Origin of the sequence: Amycolatopsis sp. WAC 04182 (assembly GCF_003947465.1) — a bacterium.
Lineage (GTDB): Bacteria > Actinomycetota > Actinomycetes > Mycobacteriales > Pseudonocardiaceae > Amycolatopsis.
This window is the reverse complement of sequence record NZ_QHJJ01000009.1, coordinates 333,409-356,574: the sequence shown is the minus strand read 5'-3', so window position 1 is coordinate 356,574 and position 23,166 is coordinate 333,409. Positions and strand designations below refer to the sequence as shown.

24 protein-coding genes are annotated in these 23,166 nt (G+C 68.9%); 15 read left to right on the top strand and 9 right to left on the bottom strand.

Annotated elements, in window-relative coordinates:
- Positions 1-29: 29 nt before the first annotated feature.
- Entirely contained in the window at positions 30-395 is a 366-nt protein-coding gene (locus DMH01_RS39130) for an MmcQ/YjbR family DNA-binding protein (protein WP_125683953.1), read from the bottom strand.
- A 119-nt stretch (positions 396-514) separates the two neighbouring features.
- Here DMH01_RS39130 and DMH01_RS39125 point away from each other — a divergent pair, with 119 nt between their 5' ends.
- From DMH01_RS39125 to DMH01_RS39100, 6 genes are read left to right on the top strand one after another with little or no spacing between them, the layout of a single operon-like run.
- The gene (locus DMH01_RS39125; protein WP_233621849.1) at positions 515-1,255 is read left to right on the top strand and encodes a hypothetical protein; all 741 of its coding nucleotides are present in this window, start codon (positions 515-517) and stop codon (positions 1,253-1,255) included.
- A 33-nt stretch (positions 1,256-1,288) separates the two neighbouring features.
- Positions 1,289-2,194 (top strand): hypothetical protein, encoded by a 906-nt coding sequence (locus tag DMH01_RS39120; protein ID WP_125683948.1) that lies wholly within the window; start codon positions 1,289-1,291, stop codon positions 2,192-2,194.
- A gap of 43 nt (positions 2,195-2,237) precedes the next feature.
- A complete protein-coding gene (locus DMH01_RS39115; RefSeq protein WP_125683946.1) occupies positions 2,238-2,690 on the top strand; it encodes a hypothetical protein in 453 nt (150 codons plus the stop codon).
- Entirely contained in the window at positions 2,687-3,910 is a 1,224-nt protein-coding gene (locus DMH01_RS39110) for a putative T7SS-secreted protein (protein ID WP_125683944.1), read from the top strand. The genes DMH01_RS39115 and DMH01_RS39110 overlap by 4 nt, the downstream gene beginning before the upstream one ends.
- Complete coding sequence (locus tag DMH01_RS39105) at positions 3,901-4,530, top strand: hypothetical protein (RefSeq protein WP_125683942.1); 630 nt, start codon at positions 3,901-3,903, stop codon at positions 4,528-4,530. The genes DMH01_RS39110 and DMH01_RS39105 overlap by 10 nt, the downstream gene beginning before the upstream one ends.
- A gap of 2 nt (positions 4,531-4,532) precedes the next feature.
- On the top strand, positions 4,533-4,877 hold the full coding sequence (locus tag DMH01_RS39100) for a YbaB/EbfC family nucleoid-associated protein (protein ID WP_125683941.1): 345 nt from the start codon (positions 4,533-4,535) through the stop codon (positions 4,875-4,877).
- Here DMH01_RS39100 and DMH01_RS39095 read toward each other — a convergent pair.
- Both DMH01_RS39095 and DMH01_RS39090 read right to left on the bottom strand, forming a co-directional pair.
- Complete coding sequence (locus DMH01_RS39095) at positions 4,874-5,476, bottom strand: DUF2537 domain-containing protein (protein WP_125683939.1); 603 nt, start codon at positions 5,474-5,476, stop codon at positions 4,874-4,876. The genes DMH01_RS39100 and DMH01_RS39095 overlap by 4 nt on opposite strands.
- 27 nt (positions 5,477-5,503) lie before the next feature.
- A complete protein-coding gene (locus DMH01_RS39090; RefSeq protein WP_125683937.1) occupies positions 5,504-6,319 on the bottom strand; it encodes an RNA methyltransferase in 816 nt (271 codons plus the stop codon).
- A 216-nt stretch (positions 6,320-6,535) separates the two neighbouring features.
- Here DMH01_RS39090 and DMH01_RS39085 point away from each other — a divergent pair, with 216 nt between their 5' ends.
- From DMH01_RS39085 to DMH01_RS39045, 8 genes are all read left to right on the top strand, one after another.
- Positions 6,536-8,035 (top strand): glutamate-cysteine ligase family protein, encoded by a 1,500-nt coding sequence (locus DMH01_RS39085; RefSeq protein WP_125683935.1) that lies wholly within the window; start codon positions 6,536-6,538, stop codon positions 8,033-8,035.
- A gap of 24 nt (positions 8,036-8,059) precedes the next feature.
- Positions 8,060-8,653, top strand: coding sequence for a TetR/AcrR family transcriptional regulator (locus DMH01_RS39080; protein WP_125683933.1), 594 nt, complete (start codon positions 8,060-8,062; stop codon positions 8,651-8,653).
- A 73-nt stretch (positions 8,654-8,726) separates the two neighbouring features.
- On the top strand, positions 8,727-9,395 hold the full coding sequence (locus DMH01_RS39075) for a heme oxygenase (biliverdin-producing) (RefSeq protein ID WP_125683931.1): 669 nt from the start codon (positions 8,727-8,729) through the stop codon (positions 9,393-9,395).
- Between the two features lie 93 nt (positions 9,396-9,488).
- The gene (locus DMH01_RS39070; RefSeq protein WP_125683929.1) at positions 9,489-11,357 is read left to right on the top strand and encodes a serine hydrolase; all 1,869 of its coding nucleotides are present in this window, start codon (positions 9,489-9,491) and stop codon (positions 11,355-11,357) included.
- A 198-nt stretch (positions 11,358-11,555) separates the two neighbouring features.
- The gene (locus DMH01_RS39065) at positions 11,556-12,179 is read left to right on the top strand and encodes a superoxide dismutase (RefSeq protein WP_016337537.1); all 624 of its coding nucleotides are present in this window, start codon (positions 11,556-11,558) and stop codon (positions 12,177-12,179) included.
- A gap of 94 nt (positions 12,180-12,273) precedes the next feature.
- The gene (locus tag DMH01_RS39060; protein ID WP_125683927.1) at positions 12,274-13,023 is read left to right on the top strand and encodes an arylamine N-acetyltransferase; all 750 of its coding nucleotides are present in this window, start codon (positions 12,274-12,276) and stop codon (positions 13,021-13,023) included.
- 218 nt (positions 13,024-13,241) lie between these two features.
- A complete protein-coding gene (locus tag DMH01_RS39055) occupies positions 13,242-14,081 on the top strand; it encodes an SDR family NAD(P)-dependent oxidoreductase (protein ID WP_125683925.1) in 840 nt (279 codons plus the stop codon).
- Between the two features lie 282 nt (positions 14,082-14,363).
- Positions 14,364-15,380 (top strand): hypothetical protein, encoded by a 1,017-nt coding sequence (locus DMH01_RS39045; RefSeq protein ID WP_125683922.1) that lies wholly within the window; start codon positions 14,364-14,366, stop codon positions 15,378-15,380.
- Here the strand turns inward: DMH01_RS39045 and DMH01_RS39040 are convergent.
- The 4 genes from DMH01_RS39040 to DMH01_RS39025 all read right to left on the bottom strand — a co-directional run bounded on the left by DMH01_RS39040 (position 15,377) and on the right by DMH01_RS39025 (position 19,122).
- Entirely contained in the window at positions 15,377-15,802 is a 426-nt protein-coding gene (locus DMH01_RS39040) for a hypothetical protein (RefSeq protein WP_125683920.1), read from the bottom strand. The two genes, DMH01_RS39045 and DMH01_RS39040, sit on opposite strands and share 4 nt — an antisense overlap.
- Entirely contained in the window at positions 15,799-17,058 is a 1,260-nt protein-coding gene (locus DMH01_RS39035) for an MFS transporter (RefSeq protein ID WP_125683918.1), read from the bottom strand. The genes DMH01_RS39040 and DMH01_RS39035 overlap by 4 nt, the downstream gene beginning before the upstream one ends.
- 107 nt (positions 17,059-17,165) lie before the next feature.
- Positions 17,166-17,597 carry a MarR family winged helix-turn-helix transcriptional regulator gene (locus DMH01_RS39030; protein WP_125683916.1) on the bottom strand — a complete coding sequence of 144 codons (432 nt, stop codon included), beginning with the start codon at positions 17,595-17,597 and terminating at the stop codon, positions 17,166-17,168.
- 67 nt (positions 17,598-17,664) lie between these two features.
- Positions 17,665-19,122: an NCS2 family permease gene (locus DMH01_RS39025; protein WP_125683914.1), complete on the bottom strand. Its 1,458-nt coding sequence runs from the start codon at positions 19,120-19,122 to the stop codon at positions 17,665-17,667.
- Positions 19,123-19,202: 80 nt separating this feature from the next.
- Between DMH01_RS39025 and DMH01_RS39020 the strand changes: the two genes are divergently transcribed.
- Entirely contained in the window at positions 19,203-19,430 is a 228-nt protein-coding gene (locus DMH01_RS39020; protein ID WP_125684146.1) for a DUF2530 domain-containing protein, read from the top strand.
- A gap of 25 nt (positions 19,431-19,455) precedes the next feature.
- Here the strand turns inward: DMH01_RS39020 and DMH01_RS39015 are convergent, their stop codons facing one another.
- The gene (locus DMH01_RS39015; protein WP_125683912.1) at positions 19,456-22,263 is read right to left on the bottom strand and encodes a sacsin N-terminal ATP-binding-like domain-containing protein; all 2,808 of its coding nucleotides are present in this window, start codon (positions 22,261-22,263) and stop codon (positions 19,456-19,458) included.
- Complete coding sequence (locus DMH01_RS39010) at positions 22,253-23,152, bottom strand: DUF3027 domain-containing protein (protein ID WP_125683910.1); 900 nt, start codon at positions 23,150-23,152, stop codon at positions 22,253-22,255. The genes DMH01_RS39015 and DMH01_RS39010 overlap by 11 nt, the downstream gene beginning before the upstream one ends.
- Positions 23,153-23,166: the final 14 nt, after the last annotated feature.

The window sequence follows — 23,166 nt, the reverse complement described above, 5'->3', positions numbered from 1 at the left end:
CGTAGTGGCCCCTTCCGGTGGAGGGGCCATTACGTGCGTCCGGGGACCTGCGCGATCAGGGATTTCGGCGCCACGAGGCAATACGCGTCGGTGACGATCCGCTCGATTTCGGCCCAGTCGACGTCCACGTCCAGCCGCACCCCGAGCCACCCCCGATGCCCCACATACGGCGGACGGAAGAACCGCTCCGGCTCGGCGCCCACCAGCTCCTCCTGCGCCCCCGGCGGCGCCGGGCACCAGAACGCGACCTTGTCGTCGTGATGACGGTCGGCGTACATGACGAACGTCTTCTTGCCGCGAACGAACCAGGTCGGCTCGCCGTGACTGAGCCGCTCGGAGGTCTCGGGCAGCGCGAGGCACAGCCGTCTGAGTGAATCGAGCGGGTCGCCGGTCATGGATCTCAGTATCGTCGGGCATCCTCGGGCCAGGGGGATACATGCAGGATTGGTACACACGCGCCGTCCGATTGCGTTTCCAGGTTTTCACCGGAACGCCGTATGCGCACGTCTCACCGATGGAATGGTGGATCGATCCCGACGCTCTCCGCGGTATCGCCCGAAGCCGCGGCTACGTCGAGATCGCACCGATGTTCCAGGGCTGCTTGAGCTTCCGATTCGCGCCGCAGCACGTCCCGCCGATCCCCGTCTTCGACGGGCCGGACAGACCGGACAAAGACCGCGAACGCTGGCTGCTGAACCACCTCAGCGGCGCTGACCGGGTTTGGATCAGCCTCAAGCACGCAAACCTCTCCGCCCGGCGTGTCGCGGAAGTCGCCGAGTCGGAAGGCCTGCGTGTCGCGGCCGACTTCACCGATCCGAGCGACCGGGTCCTCCTGCTCAGCCGGGATCCGTCACCGCCGCGGCTTCCCCTTCCCGCGCCCACGGGACTCCGGTTCCGCTACGCCTGGCTGAACTCCATCGCCCCCGTCTCCGTCCTCGTCCTCCTCGGCGCGGCGGCGGCGATCGCCGGAATGCCGTCGGACCACGAAGCCCCGATCGTCAGCCTCCTGTTCATGGCGGCCTTCGCCGGCGCCATCCCGGCCGCTTTCACCACCAGCCTGTTCCCGCGTACCACCCGCGTCGGCTGGCTGGCCCGGGAATTCGACGGCAGCCCGCACGTGCAATTCGCGATGCGCTCCTATCAGGTCCCCGCCGACCTGGTCGTGCAGATCGCCGCGTACCACGGTTATGAGCTTTACGGGCGGTCCGCGACACAGGCGGGCGGGCTGAGTCTCAATTTCTACAAACGCGCGTGACTCGGTTACCCTCGGCGCCGGGGAGGGTGATCGATGCACTACTTGTCGGCGGACGGGGTCCAGCCCGTCGAATTCGGTCTCGACTGGGCTTTCCGTCTTGGCACCTTGCGCTATCAGCGGTTCGACGGACAACCGGTCGTCCACGTCTCGCCCGTCGAATGGAACCTGGATCCGCGGATCATCCGGCAGGCCGCATACGACCGCTTCTACGTCGAGATACCGCCTCCCGACCCCGGTGTCCTCAGCTTTCAGTTCGCCCCGCAGTCCTTCCCCGGCACACCGTTCTACGACTACCCGTCGTCGTCCCCGGATCCTTCACGCGCCCAGTGGTTGATGAAGAAGATCAAAGGTGCCGACCAGGTGTGGATCAGCCTGCAGGACGCCAAGCTCAGCCGGCGGCAAGTCGCCGAATTCGCCGCTCAGGGACGAATGGGCGTGATCGCGGAATTCACCGACAGCAGTGACCGGCTCATGCATCTCAGCCGCACGCCGAACCCGCGACCTGGGAAACGACCGGGTTTCCGGCCGTATTCGTCGGGTTTCTCCACCGCGCTCGCCGTAACGACGATGGCCCTCGTGATCGCCGTGGGCACCGTCGGGGCCTACACCGACCACACCTGGCTGATCTTCGTCGTCCTGGCCATCGGGCTGCCGTTGATGGTGTTCAGTGTCCGCTGGATGAGCGTCGTGCCAAGGAGCGTCCGGGCACGCTGGCTGGCCGCCAGATTCGATGGATCACGCTCGGTACACGTTCACCCGGACGTGTTCGGTTTCACCGCGGAACTCGTCACACAGATCGCCGCTTCCCGCGGCTATTACTACACCGCGTGGGACAGAAAGCCGAACGGTCAACCGACGGAAATGGTGTTCGTCCGGGCGGACACCGGAACATCCGGGGGAACGGGCACGAACGATCGAACGTCGGACGACATGACGTGAAATGGTCTTAGGCTGCCGATCAAGCCGTACCAAAGGGGGGTACATGAGCGGGTACACGGTGAAGATCGCCGAGCTGGGAAAGCTCATCGGCGATCTGGAAACCGGGGCCGACCGGATGGCGGACGCGAACAGGAAACTCTCCGGTGGCGGCGCATGGGGCGCGCTGGGCAACGAGGATCTCGCGAAATCCGGAATGGACTTCGAGGAAGCCTGGGAATTCGGCATCGGCAGGCTGGGTGAGGCCGCGGAAGGCGTCACCGAAAGGCTGAAGAAGGCCCAGCAGAAGTACCAGAAGATGGAAGAAGAGTTCGGCGGGGACCTGAACAAGTTCGCGGAGCTGATCCCCGATCCCGCCGACGGCCCGCAGGGCGGTGGCACACCGAAACCCGGGGGCGCGCCCGACCCTTCACCGCGGTTCCCGCTGGGCGACGACGGCGGCCCGGTCGGCGGCGGCTACACCGGAGGAATCACCGACATCCTCGGCGGTGGCCGATGACCGGCGACCAGTACCCCGCGCTCGGCTTCGACCCGGCTCCCGGTGACGTCGGAGGTGTCGGCGATCTGGCCGAGAAGTACCGCGCGGTCAGCCGTGACCTCGCGGAGGCCGACACCATGCTGCGTCAGATCGTCACGAAGCAGGGAATCTGGACCGGCGAGGCCAGCGAGGCCTTCGCCAGGCGCCTGGGTCCGCTGCCCGAGTATCTCGACGGCGCGGCGCGCTCGATGGCGCAGGCCGCGTACGCGCTCGAAGGCTGGACACACGACCTCGGGGAGATGCAGCGCCGAGCAGCCGATCTCGAGCGGCAGGCCAAGGTCGCTGCCCAAGCAGCCGAGCAGGCTCGTGCCAATCCCGACTTCGCGCTGGCGAACCGGACGTTCACCGACCAGGAGTCCTTGCGGATCGCGCAGACTCTTCTCGACAACGCCGGACGACAGCTCCAGGCGGCCATCGACGGCTGCACGGAAATTCAAGAAGCCGCGAAGAAGCTTCTCGAACAGCACACTTCGGCCGCCGCGCGCGTCGCGGACCTGCTCCGGAAGGCGAAGGATCTCGCACCCGACGAGCCCGATCTGCTGGACGACGTCGTCGACGCGGTCACCGGAGTCGTCACCGACCTCGTGAACACGACCGCCGACCTCGTGGACGCGGCATGGGACCTCGTTCAGGACAACGCCGAGATGCTGTCCAAGATGTCCGACGTCATGGGGGACATCGGCAATCTGCTCGGCATCGCCAGCGATGTCATACCGCCTCCCGTCGGCGAGATCACCAGCATCGTCGCCGCGGGCTTCGGCGTGGCGGCCTTGGGCGGGCATTCCGTGGCGAAGAAGGCGGGCGCGGACGTCGCGCCCGAAACCCTGACCTTCGACGCGATAGGTGCGGCGACCTCCTTGGCAGGGCTCATCCCCGGCAATTCCGCCATGGCGACCAAGATAGCCACCGCCGCCGGGCTCGCCGGTTACGGCGCTCTCGGAGTCCAGACCGGCATGGACACCGCGGGGGAGATCCAAGGACGCAAGTTCGAAGGACCGATCGACGACTTCAAGAACTACTGGATCCCGAAGGACGGCGCCCAGTGGGCCGTGGCCGGTTCGTCGATCATCTTCGGCGGGGCGCCGCTGGCCGCGATGGCCATGGGCAACGCCATCGAGCAGGGCGCGGCCGAGGATCGCAAGAACGTCCAGGAACGCGCGGAAGACAAGGCATGGAGCTGATGAACGCGACCGGCCTCCGGATCGATCTGCCGCCCGGCTTCACCGGGATGCCGGTGACCGGCGACGACACGATGAACGCGCGATTCGCACTGGGTGTCGGCGAAAAGGTCGCCGCCGGCGCCGGGCGGTCCACCGAGGACTTCGCCGCCGCGTTGATGGCACTGACGCCCGAGCTGAAGGCGAACGGCGTGCGGGTGTTCGGCAAGTTCGCCGCGGGTGACGGCCCCGAGTACCTCGCCACGTTGTCACTGGCGGTGCTGCGCTGGCCGGACGCGGATCCGGAGATGCTGACCCTGCGGCGCACCGCGGTGGCCGACGCCTTGCTGGACGTCTACCGGAAGAAGCACCCGCGTGCCGACGCACGGGTGATCCGGTTGCCGATCGGTCCGGCGTTGGCCGCGGTCGTGGCGGGCGAGTACCGTCTGCCGCCCGAGTTCACCGGCCGCCCGACGGAGATCGTGCGCGCGCAGGCCAAGGTGGAGTACCAGATCCCGCTGCCCGACGGCGAGTCCCTGGCTGTCCTGGTGGTCGCCGCCGAGTCCGAAACAGGGTGGCCCGCGGTCGCCGAAGCCGCGTCCCGCGTGGCGCGCAGCCTTCGCCCGGGCACCACGGAGGAATGACCATGGCGGAACTCAGCAATCCCCGGCTGATCGAGGAAATGCGCTGGCAGCTGCGCGAGATCGAGGCACGCAAGGCCGAGAACGCCAAGGCGCTCGCCGCGGTGGGCGAGGTGACGGAGGTGGCCTCCCCCGACGAGATGGTGACGGTGACCGTCGGCCCCGGCGGGGTGATCGGCGAGGTCCGGCTCACCGACAAGGCGATGGCGTCGAGTGCGAGCGCGCTCGGTGACCTCATCACGGCGACCATCCGGCGGGCGCTGACCGGGGAGCCCGCGCCGCGGCCGAAGCGTCCGGCACCCGCGGAGGACGAACACGACGAGCCGATCGACACCGTTTTCGATCTTTAGAAGACGACGATCAGCACACCGATCCACGCGATCACGATGCCCGCGGCCGCGCCGAAGGAAGCCCACCGCACGATCGGCACCCGCCGCGCGAGCCACAGCGACGGCGTGATCCCGGCGGTCACGACGGCGGACGCGAGTAGCGCGAGCCAGCCGTGGGTCTCGCGCGCGAGGGTGTTCGCCAGTGCCAGCATCGCCACGACGACCACGGCCGCGGCGAACGCGGAGACGGTCAGCCCGGTCAGCCACGGTGTCGGTTCCCCGGCGGGGTCCGGCGTGCCGAAGAGCCGCCGCGCGAGTTCGTTGCGGGGCGTGGGGGCGGGTGGGTCGATGATGACGCCGTGACCGGAGACGGGATCGACGAACCGCACCGACGTGCCCATCGTGGCGGCGACCCGCTGGGCGAGCTGGCGGCCGCGCTGGGAGACCACGGAAGCGGCCTCGGTGCCGGTGCCGCCGACGGCGGACGCGACCCTGGCCCATTCGTGCAGCGCCTGAGCGAGATCCGAACCGATCGCGAGTGAATGCGGGTCCACTTCGCGCGCGCGTTCGCCGCCGGGACCGGCCAGCACCGCGCGTCCCTCACGGATCCGCAATTCCATGGGTTCTCCTCGTGATCGCTCGGGTGCTCACGATAGCGGTGGACGCGTCTCGTAGAACGCGATCGCGCCCGCCGTGGCGACATTCAGCGAATCGACGCCTTCCGGCATCGGGATCCGGACCGCGACATCGGCGGCGGCGATGGCCTCTTCGGTCAAGCCGGGGCCTTCCGCGCCCAGCATCAGCGCGACCTTCTCCGGTGTCTGGTCCCGTAACTGGCGCAGCGAAACGGAATCCGCACGAGGAGTGAGTGCCGCGATGCGGAAACCGCGTTCCCGCAGCAATTCCAGGTCGCCGGGCCAGGAGCCGAAAGTCGCGAACGGCACGCGCAGCACGTGCCCCATCGAGACGCGGACGCTGCGCCGGTACAGCGGGTCCGAGCAGCCGGCGCCGAGCAGGACCCCGTCGACGCCGAGCGCGGCCGCGTTGCGGAACAGCGAGCCGAGATTCTCGTGGTCACCGACACCTTCGAGCACCGCGAGCACCCGTGCGCCGTCGACGACCTCTTCGACCGTCGGCGGCGGGACCGGCCGGTCCGCGACGGCCAGGATGCCCCGGTTCAGGTGGAATCCGACCACGTCGGCCATCGTCTCGGCCGAAGTCACATAACCGGGGACGTCGACGCCGTCCAGGTCGCCGCCCAGTTCGCGGAATCGCCGTTCCACTCCGAGCAGGGAACGGACCGGATAGCGGGACTTGAGCAGCCGCTCGACCACGACGGTGCCTTCGGCGATCACAAAGCCACGCCCACCCGGCCTATCGGGACGCCGATCGGCTGTGGACAAGTCGCGGAAATCGTCGAGCCGCGGGTCGCCCGAGTCGTCGATGGTGATCAGTTCTGCCACCAGGAGAGTGTGTCATCCGCCCGCTGCGCGCCGTTTGCGTCCGATCGTCGAAGGGTAAATGGTACGAATGGATGTATTTTGCTGTCAGTTAACCCCTAGTGACAGAGAGCACCAGTTTGGCCGCTAGCCGGGCGACTGCGAGGCGTGAAACCGTTGGGCCGCCTGGCAGTCCCGCCTGGATCCCGCGGAGCGTGGCCAATGAGGAGCTCGACGAACATGGGTAAGAATCTTTCGGCGGACCCCTCCGAGCCGCAGGATCGCGGCCGCTATCGCCGGAAGGTCCAGCGCTGCCTCGACACCTTGGCCCGCATGCTCACCGACGGAAGTTTTTCCTTCCCGCGCAAGAACATCGGTCTTGAGGTCGAACTCAACCTGGTCGACGCGGAGATGCGCCCGTCGATGACGAACACCACGGTGCTCGAAGCGCTGAACGATCCGTCGTTCACCACCGAACTCGGCCAGCACAACCTTGAGCTCAACGTGCCGCCGCGGCCGCTGGCAGGCGAGTCCGCGCTGCAACTGGAGGACGACCTCCACGCGTATCTGGGCGCCGCCTCCCGCAAGGCCGAGGAATCCGGCGCCTCCCTGGCGATGATCGGCATCCTCCCGACGCTGCGGCACGAGCACTTCGACCAGAAGTGGCTGACCAACAACGCCCGGTATTCGCTGCTCAACGACCGGATCTTCGCCGCGCGCGGCGAGCGCACCGTGCTCTCGATGGAAGGCTCCCCGCTCCCCGGCCGTCAGCCCGAGCGGCTGCGCAGCTACTCCGAATCCATCCTGCCCGAGGCCGCCTGCACCTCCGTCCAGCTGCATCTGCAGGTCGCGCCGGAGGAGTTCGCGGCGCACTGGAACGCGGCGCAGGCGCTGGCGGGCGTCCAGGTCGCGGTCGGCGCGAATTCGCCGTTCCTGCTCGGCAAGGCGCTGTGGCACGAGACACGGATCCCGCTGTTCCTGCAGGCCACGGACACCCGGCCCGAAGAACTGAAGAACCAGGGCGTGCGGCCGAGGGTGTGGTTCGGCGAGCGGTGGATCACCTCGATCTTCGACCTGTTCGAGGAGAACGTCCGGTACTTCCCCGGCTTGCTTCCCGAGACCGACCGCGAGGATCCGATCGAGGCGCTGGACTCCGGGCAAGCCCCGAAACTCACCGAACTGCGGATGCACAACGGCACCGTCTGGCGCTGGAACCGGCCGGTCTACGACGTCGTCGACGGCCTGCCGCATCTGCGGGTGGAGAACCGCGTGCTGCCCGCCGGCCCGACCGTCGTCGACATGGTCGCGAACGCCGCCTTCTTCTACGGCGCGCAGCGGGCGCTCGCCGAGGCCGACCGTCCAGTGTGGACACAGATGTCGTTCCAGGCGGCCGAGGAGAACATGTACGCCGGAGCGCGACGGGGTTTCGACGCGCAGCTGTACTGGCCGGGTATCGGCTGGATCCCGCCGGACGAGCTGGTGCTGCGGGTCCTGCTGCCGCTGGCGCACGAGGGACTACGCCGATCGGATGTTTCGGACGAGGCGAGAGAGCGCTATCTGGGCATCATCGAGCAGCGGTGCCTCACCAGGCGGACCGGCGCGGCGTGGCAGCGGGAGTACGTCCTGCGCGCGGAGGAGCGCGGCGCCGAGCGCGAGACCGCGCTGAACCGGATGCTGGGCCGGTACCTGGAGCTGTCGGCCACCGAGACGCCGGTGCACACCTGGTCGCTGGAGGCTTAGAGTCTTCCTCCAGGGAGGTGGCTCGTGCCCAAGATCATCGGCCGGTCGCTGGAGGAGCACCGGCGCGAGGTCCGCAGCAGGGTGTTCGACGTCCTGCGCGGGCAGCTGTACGAGCGCGGATTCGACGCGATCACGCTCGCGGGGGTCGCCGCCGAAGCCGGCCTCGGCCGCACGGCGATGTACAACCACTTCCCCGACAAGGAAAGCCTGCTGGTCGCCTTCGTCGAGGACGAGGCGACCCGGTACGTCGAGCGGCTGACGGCGGCCGTCGCGACCGCGGACACCCCGGTCGAGAAGCTTTCGACGTTCGTCCGGCTCCAGCTGCGGGTGCTGGCCGAGTACCACCTGCCGCCGGGGACGGCGCTCGCTTCGGCGCTGGCACCCGCCGCGTACCGGCGGATCAGCGCGCACGCCGACCCCATCACCGGCCAGTTGCGCGAGATCCTCGCGGAGGGGGTGCCGGACGAGGATCCCGACGTGCTGATCCCGATGATCACCGCCGCGCTGGGCAGCCGTCAGGTCGTCGACGTGCCACCCGAACGGCTGGACGACGCGATCGAGGGAGCCGTCCGCTTCGTGCTCAGAGCGGTCGGGATGACCGAGAACCCTAAAAATTAGGGTAGCCTAACCCGCAGTTGTGCCTTACGCTCTTTCTGACAGCATGTCAGATCGATGCTTGGAGGCTCTGTCCATGCCGGTGACCACCGACGTCGAATCCGGGCCGTTCTCCGCGACCCTGCGCGCCTCCACCTTGCCCGCCCATGAGCGGGCCAACCACTCCGAGTACATGAACGCGCTGCTCGGCGGCGAGCTCACACGCGACGGGTACACGCGGCTGGCGATCCAGTACTACTTCATCTACCAGGCCATCGAGCAGGCCGCCGACAAGCTGGCGAAGGACCCGGTTGCGGGCAAATTCGTCTTCGAGGAGCTGCGGCGGCTGCCGAGCCTCGAACGCGACCTCGAACACCTCGTCGGCCCGGACTGGCGCGAGACCGTCCGGCCGCTGCCCTCGACGGAGCGCTACGCGCGGCGCGTGGCCGAGGCGTCGGACTGGTCCGGCGGGTTCGTCGCCCACCACTACACGCGCTACCTCGGCGACATCGCCGGCGGCCAGGTCATCCGGCGGCTGCTGGAGCGCAAGTACGAGCTCACCGAAGCGGGTTCGCTGTTCTACCACTTCGACCAGCTGGGCAGCGCGCCCAAGTTCCGGGACAAGTACCGCGAGCAGCTGAACTCGGCGCCATGGAGCGAGGACGAGCGCGCGCGGCTGATCGAGGAGGCCATCGTGGCCTTCGAGTGCAACATCGCGGTGTTCGACGAGCTGGCGAGCGAGCTGGACGAATACCGGGCCGCCTGACCTCGTGCCGGTCGCGGGGTAGGGCTGGCCCCACCCCGCGATCGGCGGCCCGCCGGATCCCTTCTCCCCGGGGAAATCCCTAACTTTCGGGGTATGTTCCGGATCGCGGCCACCGCCGCCCTGCTGACCGTCGCGACGGTCCTGAGTGCCCCCGCCGCCCAAGCGGCGACACCCGGCTCCGCCGTCGGCGTCTTCGACGAAATCCTTCCGCGAAGCCTTGCCGAGCACCACATTCCGGGTGCCGCCGTGGTGGTCGTCGAAGGCGGCAAGACGGTTTTCTCGGCGGGCTACGGAGTGTCCTCAGTGGACACTCAAGCCAAGGTGGACCCCGCGCGCACCGGGTTCCTCATCAACTCCGTCGGCAAGTCGATCGCCGCGACCGCCGCGATGCAGCTCGTCGAACAGGGCAAGCTGGCGCTGGACGCCGACGTCAACACGTACCTGAAGTCGTTCAAGATCCCCGAAACCTTCCCCGGTCGCCCCGTCACCCTGTTCTCGCTCCTGACCCACACCGCGGGTTTCGAGGACCGCGTGTACCGGATGTTCACGCCACGGGACGAAAAGCTGCCGTCGCTCGCCGAGCACCTCGCGAACGAGATGCCCACCCGCGTCCGCCCGCCCGGCGAGGTCGCCCTCTACTCGAACTACGGCTTCGCGCTGGCCGGACATCTCGTGGAACTCGCGTCCGGGCAGTCCTATGCGGACTACGTGCGGCAGCACATCTTCGAACCGGCCGGGATGAAGGACAGCAGCGTCGCCCAGCCCACCCCGGACGTCCCGCTCGCGACCGGCTACCGCTGGGACGGGTCCGCGCAGGTCGTCCCGCCCGCCAACTTCGGCCCCGAACCGCCCGCCGGTGACGGCAATGTCGCCACTCCGGCCGACATGGGCCGCTACCTGTCCGCGAACCTCGTCCCCGGCGTGTTCAGCCGCTCCTTGCTCGACCAGCTGCACGGCGCGCGGTTCCGCAACGACCCGCGACTGCCCGCGATGGGGTTCGGCTTCTCCGAGCGGTACCTGAACGGCCTGCGCATGGTGGAGAAGACCGGTGACTCACCAGGGTTCTTCAGCGTGCTGGAGCTGATCCCCGAGAAGAACATCGGTGTGTACCTGGCGTTCAACGGCGGCGCGTTCTCCGGCGACGCCGCCGCGGTGACCGCCGAGGTGCTCAAAGCCTTCGTCGACCGGCTCCGGCCCGCCACTCCCGTCCCTGCTCCCGTGCCCCTGCCGGGGGACGTTTCACGGTTCGAAGGCACTTACAACAACACCCGGTTGGACTACGACAGCTTCACGAAGGTCCGTGCGCTCGCGGGCGGCGTCACGGTGACCACCGACGGCGACGGCGCGCTGACGACGTCCGGTCTCGGCGAAAGGACCCGGCGCTGGACGCAGACCGAGCCCGGTCTGTTCACCGACGCGGCGGGCGAACGGCTCGCGTTCCGTGAGTCCGGCGGCGAGATGTTGCTCTTCGCGGGCGACGACCCGAACTCCTCCTACGAACGCACGTCGTGGCTCGGATCGCCCTCCACGCACCTGCTGATCCTCGGTATCGCGCTGCTGCTCCTGCTGGGCGCGCTGGTGTGGTGGCCGATCCGTGCGTTCGTCCGGCGAGGCCGTGAGCGGAACCCGTCGGGCGCCCGGTTCGCGACCGTCGCCGCCTGGTCCGCGGCCCTCACGGTCCTGCTGTTCACAGGCGGTTTCGCGCTCCTCATGAGCGATCTGAGCGCCGCCGCCGTCGCGCTGACGTCCGGGCACTCCCCCTTGCTGAGCATCACCCTGCTCCTGCCGAACGTCGTCCTGCTCCTGACCGGCGCGGCCGTCGTCTGCACGGCGCTCGCGTGGCTCCGCCGCTGGTGGACCACCCCCGCCAGGATCACCTACACGGTGGTTTCCGTGGCCCTGGCGGCCTTCCTCGGGGTGCTCGCCTCCTATCACCTGGTCGGGTTGCCCTACCTTGCTTGATGACCGCCGTCACATCGCCTTGACCTCCAGCTAACTGGAGCTAGCAGGGTGGGTTTCAGGCGGTGGTCCCAACGGGTACAGCCGCTACGAACGGGTCGTTCCACCTGGGGAGAAACGCGGCGCCCCCGGTCGCCGCAAACGGGTGAAGACGACTAAGTTCGTCCTTGGAAACTTGTGTCGAAGACAGAAGGAGGGCCGATGGCCCGCTACGTGCTCCCCGATCTCGACTATGACTACAGCGCTCTGGCGCCGCACATCTCGGGCGAGATCAACGAGCTGCACCACAGCAAGCACCACGCGACCTACGTCAAGGGCGCGAACGACACGCTCGACAAGATCGCCGAGGCCCGTGAGGCCGGCAACTTCGGCGACATCGTCGGCCTGCAGACCACGCTGGCGTTCCACCTCGCCGGGCACGCCAACCACGTCGTGTGGTGGAAGATCCTCTCCCCGGAAGGCGGCGACAAGCCGACCGGCGAGCTGGCCTCCGCGATCGACGAGGCGTTCGGCTCCTTCGACAAGTTCAAGGCGCAGTTCACCGCGGTCGCCACCACGATCCAGGGCAACGGCTGGGCCGCGCTCTCCTGGGACCCGATCGGCAAGACGCTGATCACCCAGCAGCTGCGTGACCATCACAACAACCTGGTCCTCCCGACCACGCCGATCCTGCTGGTCGACGTGTGGGAGCACGCGTTCTACCTGGACTACAAGAACGTGAAGCCGGACTACGTCAAGGCGCTCTGGAACATCTTCAACTGGGCCGAGATCTCCAAGCGGTTCGACAACGCCGTCGCCGGTGGCAACGGCCTGCTGCTCGGCTGACCTCTCGCCACGAAGCGGGGCTCTCCTTCCGGGAGGGCCCCGTTCTTGTTTTCCGCCTTGACCTCCAGCGGAGTCGAGGTGTGAAGGTGGACGCATGGACGTCGCCGCATACCTCGACCGCCTCGGGCTCGGCCGTCCCGCCGTCGCGGACGTCGCCGCGCTGCGGACGCTGCAGGACCGCCACCTCGCGGTGGTGCCGTTCGAAAACCTGAGCATGCACCTCGGCGAGCCGATCGTCCTGGAGACCGGGGCCCTGTTCGACAAGATCGTGCGCGGGCGCCGCGGCGGCTTCTGTTACGAGCTGAACGGGCTCTTCGCGGCTTTGCTGCGGGAACTGGGGTTCGACGCCGAGCTGAGGTCGGCGAAGGTGTTCCGGCCGGACGGCACCCTCGGACCGCCGTTCGACCATGTGGTCGTCCACGTCGAGCTGGACGAACCTTGGCTGGCCGACGTCGGTTTCGGCCGGTTCAGCCGGTTCCCGCTGCGGCTGGCCGCCACCGAGGCGCAGGCCGACCCGGAGGGTGAGTTCCTGTTCCTCGACGCGCCCCACGGGGACATCGACGTCCTACGGGACGGTGATCCCCAGTACCGGATCGAGCGGCGGCCGCGGGACCTGGACGAGTTCGTCCCGACGGCGTTCTGGCAGTCGACGTCGCCGGACTCGCCTTTCACGCAGGGGCCGACCTGCTCGCTGCCGACCAGGCACGGCCGGATCACGCTGGCGGGTGACAAGTTGATCGTCACCACCCACGGCGTCCGCGAGGAGACCGGGCTTTCGGGTGATCAGGAGATCCTGGACGTCTACCGGAAGGAGTTCGGGATCCGACTCGACCGGGTGCCTTGACCGAATCGGCCTGGTCATCGACCATGAACCCTCCGGAATGAACGAAGCCCCGCCTCCGGGGGTGACCCGGTCGCGGGGCTTCGTCCGTTCCCGAACTGACTGCCGCTCCCACCACGAAGCGGACATGTATGAGGTTAGCCTAACCTCATCTACCCCGACAAGGGGTTCGGCCGAGAGATGCCGATCTCACCCTTCCGGGTGACGGCACACTGGTCTCCATGAGTCTTCTGAGCGGCAAGGCCGTGGTCGTCACCGGCGCCGGACAGGGCCTGGGCAGGGCTTTCGCCCACCACGCGGCCGCACAGGGCGCGGCGGTCGTGGTGAACGACGTCGAAGCGGGGCTCGCGGACGAGGTCGCGGCGGAGATCCGCGCACTGGGCGGACGCGCGGTGGCTCACCACGGCTCAGTCGCCGACGCGGAACTGGCCGCCGGACTGATCGACCAGTGCGTCACCGAATTCGGCGGACTCGACGGCCTGGTCAACAACGCGGGAGTCAACTATCGAGCCGATCCGTGGGCGGACGACCCGGCGCTGATGCGCGAAGTGGTCGAGGTCAACGTGCTCGGCCCGCTGTTCTGCGGGACCGCGGCGGCGAAAGTGCTCCGCGAGCAGGGCGGCGGCGTGATCGTGAACATCGGTTCCGGCTCGATGATCGGCCAGCGGCGCGCGGCCGCGTACTCGGCGTCGAAAGGCGCCGTCGCCTCCATGACCGCCTCGTGGGCGGCCGACCTGGCCGAGCACGGCATCCGGGTCAACGCCGTCGCGCCGGTGGCCTGGACGCGGATGGCCCGGAACGACCCGACCGTCGTCCAGACCCCGGAGCACACCCCGGAACGGGTGGCGCCACTGGTGACGTACCTGCTCAGCGACCTGTCGGTGGGCGTCACCGGGCAGATCCTCCGGTTTCGCGGCGACATCCTGTGCGTCCTTCGGCAGACCGCGATCAAGGACCCCGTCCTCGAACGGGCCGGCTGGACCGTCGAAGACATCGCGGACGCGGTGGGCGGCGATCTGCGGGAGGCGCTGGAGCCGCCGCCGTCGGCCAGGTGGAGGTGAAGCGGCACTGTGGTCGTCCATGAAGGATTTGGGGCGTTGAGCGTCCCAAATCCTTCATGGACGCGAGGGCTTAGCGCGGCGGTCACTGGAAGAGCCGAGTTAGAGAAATCCGAATCGTCTGAGCCCGGATACGCGAAACCCGGCCCACCCACCGTCCGGAAGGCTGCCGGGTCCACTTCGCCGGTCTATTGACCAGCGCTGACCGGAGTTTACCCCCGCGGATCCATCCATCGGGTTGGCGTTTCGCCGGACAGCGGGCGCACGACGGGCTAGCTTCACCCCGTGGCCACCCCGAACGACTACCGCGCCATCGCGCGCAGGACCGACCGTCCGATGTGGATCTGGGCGGGCTGCGCGCTGGTCAGTGTCCTGCTGCTGTTCGGTGTGGGCATCGCCGTCGCGATCACCCTGCTGAGCCGGGACGACACCGAGACCGGCGCCGAACTCCCCGAAGTCTGGCCGTCCGCACGGGCACAGGCGCTCCGGCCGGTCCAGATGCCGACGGGCGAGATGATCGCCGCGCTGACGGACGAAACCGGCGCACAGGTGCTGTGCCAGGCGATCCCGGAACAGCGCTGGGAGGAGATCCTCGGCGGCCGCACGCTGCGGGAGGCGACGACCGCCTGTCACGCGATCACCACGAAATTCGACGTCAGCGTGCAGATGGTCCCCGCGCTGCCCAAGGACACGAGCCGGGGTATGCCCACGAAGACCGCGGTCGCCGGCAAGCTCGCGGTCGTCGCCACGGACAAGGACGGCACCAGTCTGAGCGTGGAGCTCGTCGAGGTCGCGCCGCACAACGGTGCCACGCCGGTGCTGCACGTGACGTTCCGCAGCAGGATCGTCAAGAGCCCCGAAACCGAACAGAAGGCGAGGACACTCGCCGAAGCACTGATCGCCGGCGTGACGCCGCCGGGGCCGAAGTTGCCGAAAATCGGCAAGGACGGCGAGATCCCCCTGGAGAAGACCGAACCCGGCCCGATCAAGGACCGGCCGCTCCCGGTGATCTCGTGGCTGCTGTGCGGAGAACTCGGCCGCGCGCTCGGTGTGCCCGCCGACAACGCGAAGCCGACGTTCTTCGCCGCGTGCGAACTGAACGGCGTGACCGCGGACTACAGCGAACGGTCCACCGCCGTCGCCCCGACCACGACGATCGCCGGGTTGCCCGCTCAGATCGACGAACGAGGCGTCGTCGTGCAGCTCGCCGGCGATCCGGCCGGGCAGACGCTGAAGTTCAAGGGCACCGGCGACCTCCAGGCGATCGCCGAAAAGATGGTGCCGCCGCTGCTCGGGCGTTAGGCGCGGTAGTTCGACAGGAGGTCGCGGAGCAGGGTCTCGTACGCCTTCCGCTCGAACCGGGCGCCGGTGAACCGGTACTCCTCCGGGTCGTCGAACGGCTCGTAGTCGGTTTGCCAGCCGAAAGCCCGCCATTCGACCACGTCGTCACCGAAGACGACCTCGACGCTGTACCCGCCGCAGCCGAGATCGCCGCACAGTGGACACACCAGCAGCGCGACCCGGCCATCGTCGAAATCGCCCGGAAGGCGGCCCAGGAGACGGCGAAGCAGCGCGACAGCGGACTCGCGCCACCTGTCGTCGTCCAGGAACAGCGACGTCCGCTGCTCAGCGGGAACCAGCGTGCGCAGCGCGACGCCGTCGATCGTCCAGTCCAGGAACCGGGCCTCACCGGTCACCGACGGCTCGACGCCGAGTCTGTTCACACCCGCTCCCGCTTCAGCACCCGCAGCCCGTTCCCGAACCGCCGCACCGGCAGGCTCACCCCGCCACGCCGGATCAGCACGACGGCGCACGCTATCGCGGCGAGCGCCGAGACCGCGCCGCCGATGTAGAACGGCGAGCGGCCGCCGAAGGCGTCGGCCATCCAGCCGGTCATCGGGCCGCCGATGGGGTTGCCGCCGATCAGCACCAGCACGTACAGGCCCATCACGCGGCCGCGCATCTCCGGGCTGACCGCGGTCTGCACCAGCGCGTTCGCCGTGTTCAGGAAGGTGATCGTGGCGAAGCCGAGCGGGATCAGCGCGAGGCCGAAGGTCAGGTAGGTCGGCATGAACGCGGTGATCACCTCGAACGCGCCGAGCAGGAACGCCGAGATCAGCAGCAGCCGCACCCGAGGACCACCGCGGCTGTTGCGGCGGGCCGACATCAGCGCGCCGGTGAAGGTGCCGACGGCGACCAGTGTCGACAGCAGGCCGTAGCCGTCGGCGTCGGTGTGGAAGACGTTCGCGGCGACGATCGGCAGCGACGTGAAGTACGTGATGCCGAACGTGCTCACGAAGAACACCAGCACCATCACGGTCATCAGGTCGCTGCGCCGCCGCACGTACCGCAGCCCCTCGACGAGCTGCCCCTTCTCGCGCGGGATGGCCGGGCCGCGGAAGAGCTTGTCCGGGTTCATCATCACCAGCGCGGTGATGACGGCGCCCGTGCTGACCGCGTTCGCCATGAACAGCCAGCCGGTGCCGACCCAGGTGATCGCGAAACCCGCGATGGCCGGGCCGACGATACGGGCCATGTTGAAGATCGAGGAGTTGAGCGCGACGGCGTTGGTGACCTTGTCCCTGCCGACCATCTCGGCGACGAACGACTGCCGCGCGGGCACTTCCAGCGACGCCGTCACGCCGAGGGTGAAGCAGAGCAGGTAGACGTGCCAGAGCGCCGCGATCCCGCTCAGATCCAGCGCGCCGAGGACGACCGCCTGCGCCAGCACGGCGATCTGGATGCCGATCAGCAGGCGCCGCTTGTCGACGCGGTCGGCCAGCACCCCGGCCCACAGCGAGAGGAACAGCGTCGGCAGGAACTGCAGGGCGACCGCGATGCCGAGCGCGATCGGGTCGTTGCCGCTGAGGGTGAACACCAGCCAGTCCTGCGCGATGCGCTGCATCCAGGTGCCGATGTTCGAGATGACCTGGCCGGTGAAGAAGAGCCGGTAGTTACGGACCTTCAGCGAGGAGAACATGCTCCCGCGCGGCTTCTCGGGCGCGGGAGGCGGTGGTGGAGCGGGTTCCCGGGTAACGGTGGTCTTCGAAGGACACTGTGTTTCGTTACCCGTGGTCGTCACCGCTGTTAGTTCCCCGCCATCCTGTCGATGATCTCGGAGGCGCGAGAGAGCACTTCACGTTCTTCGGCGCTCAACTCCGCCAATTGCTTGTCCAGCCAGATCTCCCGCGCGGTGATCTGCTCGATCACGTAGGCCCGGCCGCGGCCGGACAACTCGACGATGGCCTGGCGGCCGTCCGTCGGATGCGGCCTGCGCTCGACGTAACCCATCTCCTCGAGCGCGGCGATCACCCTCGTCATCGAGGGCGGCTGGACGCCTTCCTTCGCGGCGAGCTGACCGGGGGTCAGCGCACCGCATTTGTGCAGCGTCGACAACGCGGACACCTGGGTCAGCGAGATGCCGTCACCGGCACGCTGGGCCCGCAGCCGTCGATTCAGCCGCACCACCGCGAGACGCAGGCGGCTCGCCAGTGAGCGCTCGTGCGTGTCTCCGGACATATAGTTAGCATACCTCACGATCGGATCAACGGCCCGTGAGATCGCCCACGGGTGGCATAACCGCAGGTCAGCTGAACGCGGCTTGGATGGGGCCGACCGCGAAGTAGGCCACGAACATCACCGCGATACCCCACATGAGCGGGTGCACACCCTTGGCCTTGCCGGTGACCGCGCGGATGACGACGTAGCTGACGAAGCCGGCGCCGATGCCGTTGGCGATCGAGTAGGTGAACGGCATGACCACGATGGTCAGGAACGCGGGCAGCGCGACGGTGAAGTCGGCGAAGTCGATCTCCTTGACCTGGCTCATCATCAGCGCGCCGACGACGACCAGTGCCGGAGCGGCGGCCTCGACCGGGACTACCTGATAGAGCGGGGTCAGGAACATGGCCGCGATGAAGAGCACCCCGGTGACGACGTTCGCGAGCCCGGTCCTGGCGCCCTCGGCGATGCCGGACGCGGATTCGACGAACACGGTGTTCGAACTCGACGACGCGAAACCTCCCGCCACCGCGGCGGTGCCGTCGACGAACAGGGCCTTGCCGACGTTCGGGAGCTTGCCGTCGGGCGGGAGCAGGCCGCCTTCCTTCGCCAGGCCGGTCATCGAGCCCATGGTGTCGAAGAAGTCCGCCAGCACCAGGGTGAACACCAGCAGCACGACGGTGATGATCGGCAGCCGCGTCCAGGCGCCGAAGGAGATGTCGCCGACCAGCGAGAGGTCCGGCACGCCGAGGACCTGATCGGGCAGCGCCGGGTAGCCGAGGTTCCAGCCCCGCGGGTCGACGCCCTTCGACGGGCCGACCTTGGTGATCGCCTCGATGACGATCGCCAGCACGGTCGAGGCGAGGACACCGATCAGGATCGCGCCCTTGACCCGCTTCGCCACCAGGATGCCGGTGATGAGCAGGCCGACGACGAACACCAGCGTCGGCCACGACGCGATCGAACCGTTGATGCCCAGCCCGACCGGCACGGTCGTCTTCGCGTCGTCCGGGACGCGGCGAACGAAACCGGCGTCGACCAGGCCGATCAGGCAGATGAACAGCCCGATGCCGACCGCGATCGCGGATTTCAGCGGCGGCGGCACGGCGTTGAACACCGCCGTGCGGATACCGGCGAAGACCAGCAGGACGATGACCAGGCCTTCGATCACCACCAGGCCCATCGCTTCGGGCCAGGTCATCTGGGAGGCGAAGGTGACCGCGATCAGGCTGTTGATGCCGAGCCCGGTGGCGATGGCGAACGGGTAGTTCGCGACCAGCCCCATGATGATCGTCAGCACCCCGGCGACCAGCGCGGTCACCGCGGCGACCTGCGGGACGGGGAGGATGTTGCCGAGGACGTCCTTGTGCGCGCCCGCGTCGTCGGCGGAGAAACTGCCGAGGATCAGCGGGTTCAGGACCACGATGTAGGCCATCGTGAAGAAGGTGACGACCCCGCCGCGGATCTCACGTCCCGGTGTCGAGCCGCGCTCGCTGATCTTGAAGAACCGGTCCAGTGTGGACCGGGTGCGCTGCTCCGCCATCGCTTACCACCCTTCGCCCGTTGCCGGGTACCCTTCCCCACGTGGGCGAATCGATCAATTCCGGGGAAGTAAACGGTTCATTGCGGCCAACGCCGGAACTGCCGAAGCGGCTGACCGACCTGACGCCGGTCGTGATCGTAGGTACCTCGCTCTGGGCGGTCGCGACCGTGGTCCTGTTCTTTGTGACCGACGGCATCTGGGTGCAGACCGCGTTCTCCGGCCTCGTGCTCGGCTTCATCGGTCTCGCGATCATCGCCTGGCAGCGCGCCGCCGCCCGCCGGGGCTCGAAGGGCGCCCAACGCTTCTAGGACCGCATTCAGAGGACTAAACGCGTCAGTTGAGCAGGGCCGAAGGCGAGGGGTCTTCGAGCAGGGCCGTGAGGACGTGCCGGTCGGCCCATCGGTCCGTCGCCCAGGCGAAGGCCCGGCCGAGGCCTTCGGGGGTGTCGGCGGCGTGCAGCCTGCCGTCGGACCACCAGGCGACGTCGTGCTCCGCGTCCTCGAAGGTCACCGTCAGCGCCTCGTGCAGCAGCACCCCGCCGTCGGGCAGTTCGACGCCCAGCTGATCGGCGGCCAGCCGGAGCGCGGAGAGCTCCGTCCACGGCACGAACTCGCCGTCTTCGGTGACCTTGGCGTCGAGACCGCTCGCCACGGGCAGGTCCAGCAGTTCCGCCAGCGCGGCGGCGCCGCTCGCCGCGACGACCATCCGCTCCGGCGCCAGCACGGCCGCGAACCACGGCACGTCGAGCACGACGGCGTCGCGAGCGTCGACGGCCGAACCGTCCGCGGCGCGAACGCGATCCGGCGGCGCGACGTCCACTGTGTACTCGGCGAGGGCCGCGTGCGCCTGGGAAGCGAGTCCAGGACTCACCTTGCGCTCGGGATCACCCAGCCGCTCCAAGAGATCTTCGACGTCTTCGGCGTCGGCACCCAGCTCTGTCCGGACGCCGACGGCGAGCAGGATCTCCTTGCTCAGCCCCGAATCCGGGACGACGTCGTAGAGCCCGGCCAGCGCGGACGCTTCCGGCATCCGCCAATCGAGCGGCGCGTGCCCGTCCAGGAGCGCGTACCGCGCGAGCCACCAGCCGGTATGCCCGCCGGGTTCGGTGAGGGCACGCCAGGTTTCGGGGCGGGACGCGAGCAACCGCAGCGCCTCGGGCCAGGCGTCGTCGCCGACGAGGTCGAGATCGCGCACGGCGAGCACCCGTGACGGCGGGTGCTCCAGCGAATCCCACCAGTCGTGCTCTTCGGGCAGACCGTGCTCGGGTTCCAGCGGTTCGTCGTCGGCGATGATCGCGAAGGAATCCAGCACGCCGACCGCGACGAGCGTGGCCGCCGGCCAATCCTCGGCGAATTCCTCGTCCAGTACGGACAAAGCGCCGTCTTCTTCGAACACCTCGGGATCGAAGATGTCGCCCAGCGGCGACGTGGGCAGGACGAGTTCGTCCGCGCGCCGCCAGCCGTCCTCGCTCGGCAGGGCCAGCGCACCCGCCCACTCGGGGGCTTCGTCGCCGACCTCGGCGATCAGGCGGAGCACCGCGCCCGCGAGGGCCGTACCGTCCAAACCGGACCGGACGTCTTCGACACTGCGTTCGACGGCGGCGCTCAGCGCGTCGGCTTCGAGCAGGTCGCTCGCCTCGGCGTGCTTGGCTCCCAAGCGTTCCAGCAACGGGTGCGCCGCGGCCGGGTGTACGAGCCGCAGGCCGATGATGTCCACATCGGACAGAAGTTCGAGTAGTTCCGCCGAGCCACCGACGAGCAACGCGTCGCGGACGCCGGGCAAGGTACGGCCGTCCGACATCGGCACGGGCAACGCGCCGAGGTCGTCCTTGGTGAGGTCGTGCGCTTCGAGTGCCGGCAGCAGCACGTCGTAGAGCGAACGCCACCACGAGGGCTCGCGCTGCGCCCCGGTCAGCAGGTCGACGGCCTCGGCGGGCGAAAGCGACTGCGCGCCGACGGCGCGAAGGTCCACACCGGACAGTGAAATCAGCCCGGGCACGAGGTCTGTCAGCAGCGGCGCCAGCCCCGGCACGTCCACCGACAGGACACGCGCCTGACGCCCCGGCAAGTCGTCACCCGCTTGCGCGGGAAGCCAGGGCGAGTCGGCGAGATTTTCGAGGATGGCTTCGCGCAGCGTTCCGTCCACAGTGGAACGCGGGAAGTCCGCGCCGGGCACGAGCGCCAGCCGTTCCTTGCCCGGCAAGGAACGGACGAGTTCGACGTACTCCCGCGCGGCGTTCTTCAAGGCCGCCGTCAGCTCGGGACCCGGCAATGCGCGGCGACGGGACGGCTCGATCGGCAACGTCGCGATCAGCCTGGCGGGCAGGGAAAGCTCGTCATCGGTGGGAGTCGGCGCGTGCAGGACGTCGTCACCGAGCGGCCGGGGCGAACCGGACCCGTCCAGCGGGACGGCCCAGACGACGTCGCCGCGATGGACCTGCCAGTGCTCGGAACCGTCCGGCGACACGAGCTCGACGACGCCGTCACCGAGCTCGGACCGGCGCCAGGCACCGCCTTCGACCTCGATGCTTTCGAGCCAGGACAAGGTGAGCAGGAGATCGCCGATGTCGTTCTTCAGGTCCGCCAGCAAGGCCTCGCTGTCGACGCCCTCACGCAGCGGGAGCCGGACCTCGGTGGTGAAGCCTTCGGGCACGGGAGGTTCGGCTTCGGCGACCGGCCACGGAAGCCGGAGCACGGGAACGTCACCGCTGCGACCGGCTTCGGCCCGCGTGCGTTCCGCGGAGAAGGCGACCCCACCGGTCACCGAGACGATCCTCGGCTCGGCGGAAACCGTGAGCACGGCGGCGAATCCGACGCCGAAGCGGCCGACGGTCTCCTCGCCCTTGCCGGAAGCGCGAAGGGAGGCAAGGGATTCGACACCGCGGGCGTCCAAGGGCGCGCCCGTGTTGGCGAACCTCAGCTCACCGTCCACGACGGACACCCGGAGCCTGCCGCGTTCACCGGCGGCCAGGGCGGCGTCGGCGGCGTTCTGGGCCAGCTCGACGAACAGCCGGTCACGGTAGCCGCCGACACGAAGGTCGTTCTCGGTGTTCGTGTCCTCGGTGAACCTCGTCGGCGAATCCGCCCACGCCCGCAGGACGGCGGCGCGGAGCCGCTCGGTGCCGAACGGGTCAGTGCTCACTGGCGCTTTCGGCCTCGGGCTCGACCTCCGGCTGGACCTCGGCGGTCTCCGGCGTCTCGGCCACCGGGGCCTCGGACTCGTCGACGACCGTGGCCTCGGCGGGCTCGGGCTCCGGCTCGGCGGGGGCCTCCGGCGCGGGCTCGAAGTCGATCAGCGAGTCGTCGTAGACGAGTTCCGCCACCGGCACCGACGAGGTCACCTCGACCTCGATCTCGGAATGCGCGCCGCAGCCGTACTCGACGTCGACGACGTGACCGTCCGCCGGGGAGATGTCGTTGGTGCACGCGCCGAAGGCCGCGCTGAGCGACCCGGCGAGCGGCACGAAGAACCCGCAGCTCCCGCAGACGTCCGGCGCGCTGCGCGCCATGTCCGACCGCGGGCCGAACTCACCGCTGTGCCAGCGGGCGGCGGCGTCGAGCCTGCCGTGCCGAGACAGCACGTGGACCCGCCCGAGACCGGCCTCCATGGCGACCGCTTCGACCGCGGGGTCGTCGGACTCCAGGTACGCCGGGACGAGCCGCGGGTCGTCCTTCTCCACCGGGAAGATGTCGCCGACGCCGAGGTCGCCCGCCTGGACGCGGCGATCCCACGGCACCCACGCCGGGGCGACGCGCGCTTCCGGACCGGGGATCAGCACGACCTCGCTGACCGTGATCGGCTCTTCCTCGCCGGCGAGCGCGACCGTGACCGACCAGCGCCAGCCTCGATAACCCGACACGGTCGCCTCGAACAGGTGGCTCGCGGAAACCGCGTCCTCCCGGTCCACGCCGACGTGCGCGCCGACCTGTTCGGCACCGGCGTCCTCCAGCACCGCCGCACGGGCGAGATCGACCGCCTCGGCGAGTTTGCGCTGGATGGAGCCGTCGTCCAGGGTCAACAGCAGGGTCATGCCCCCATTCTGCC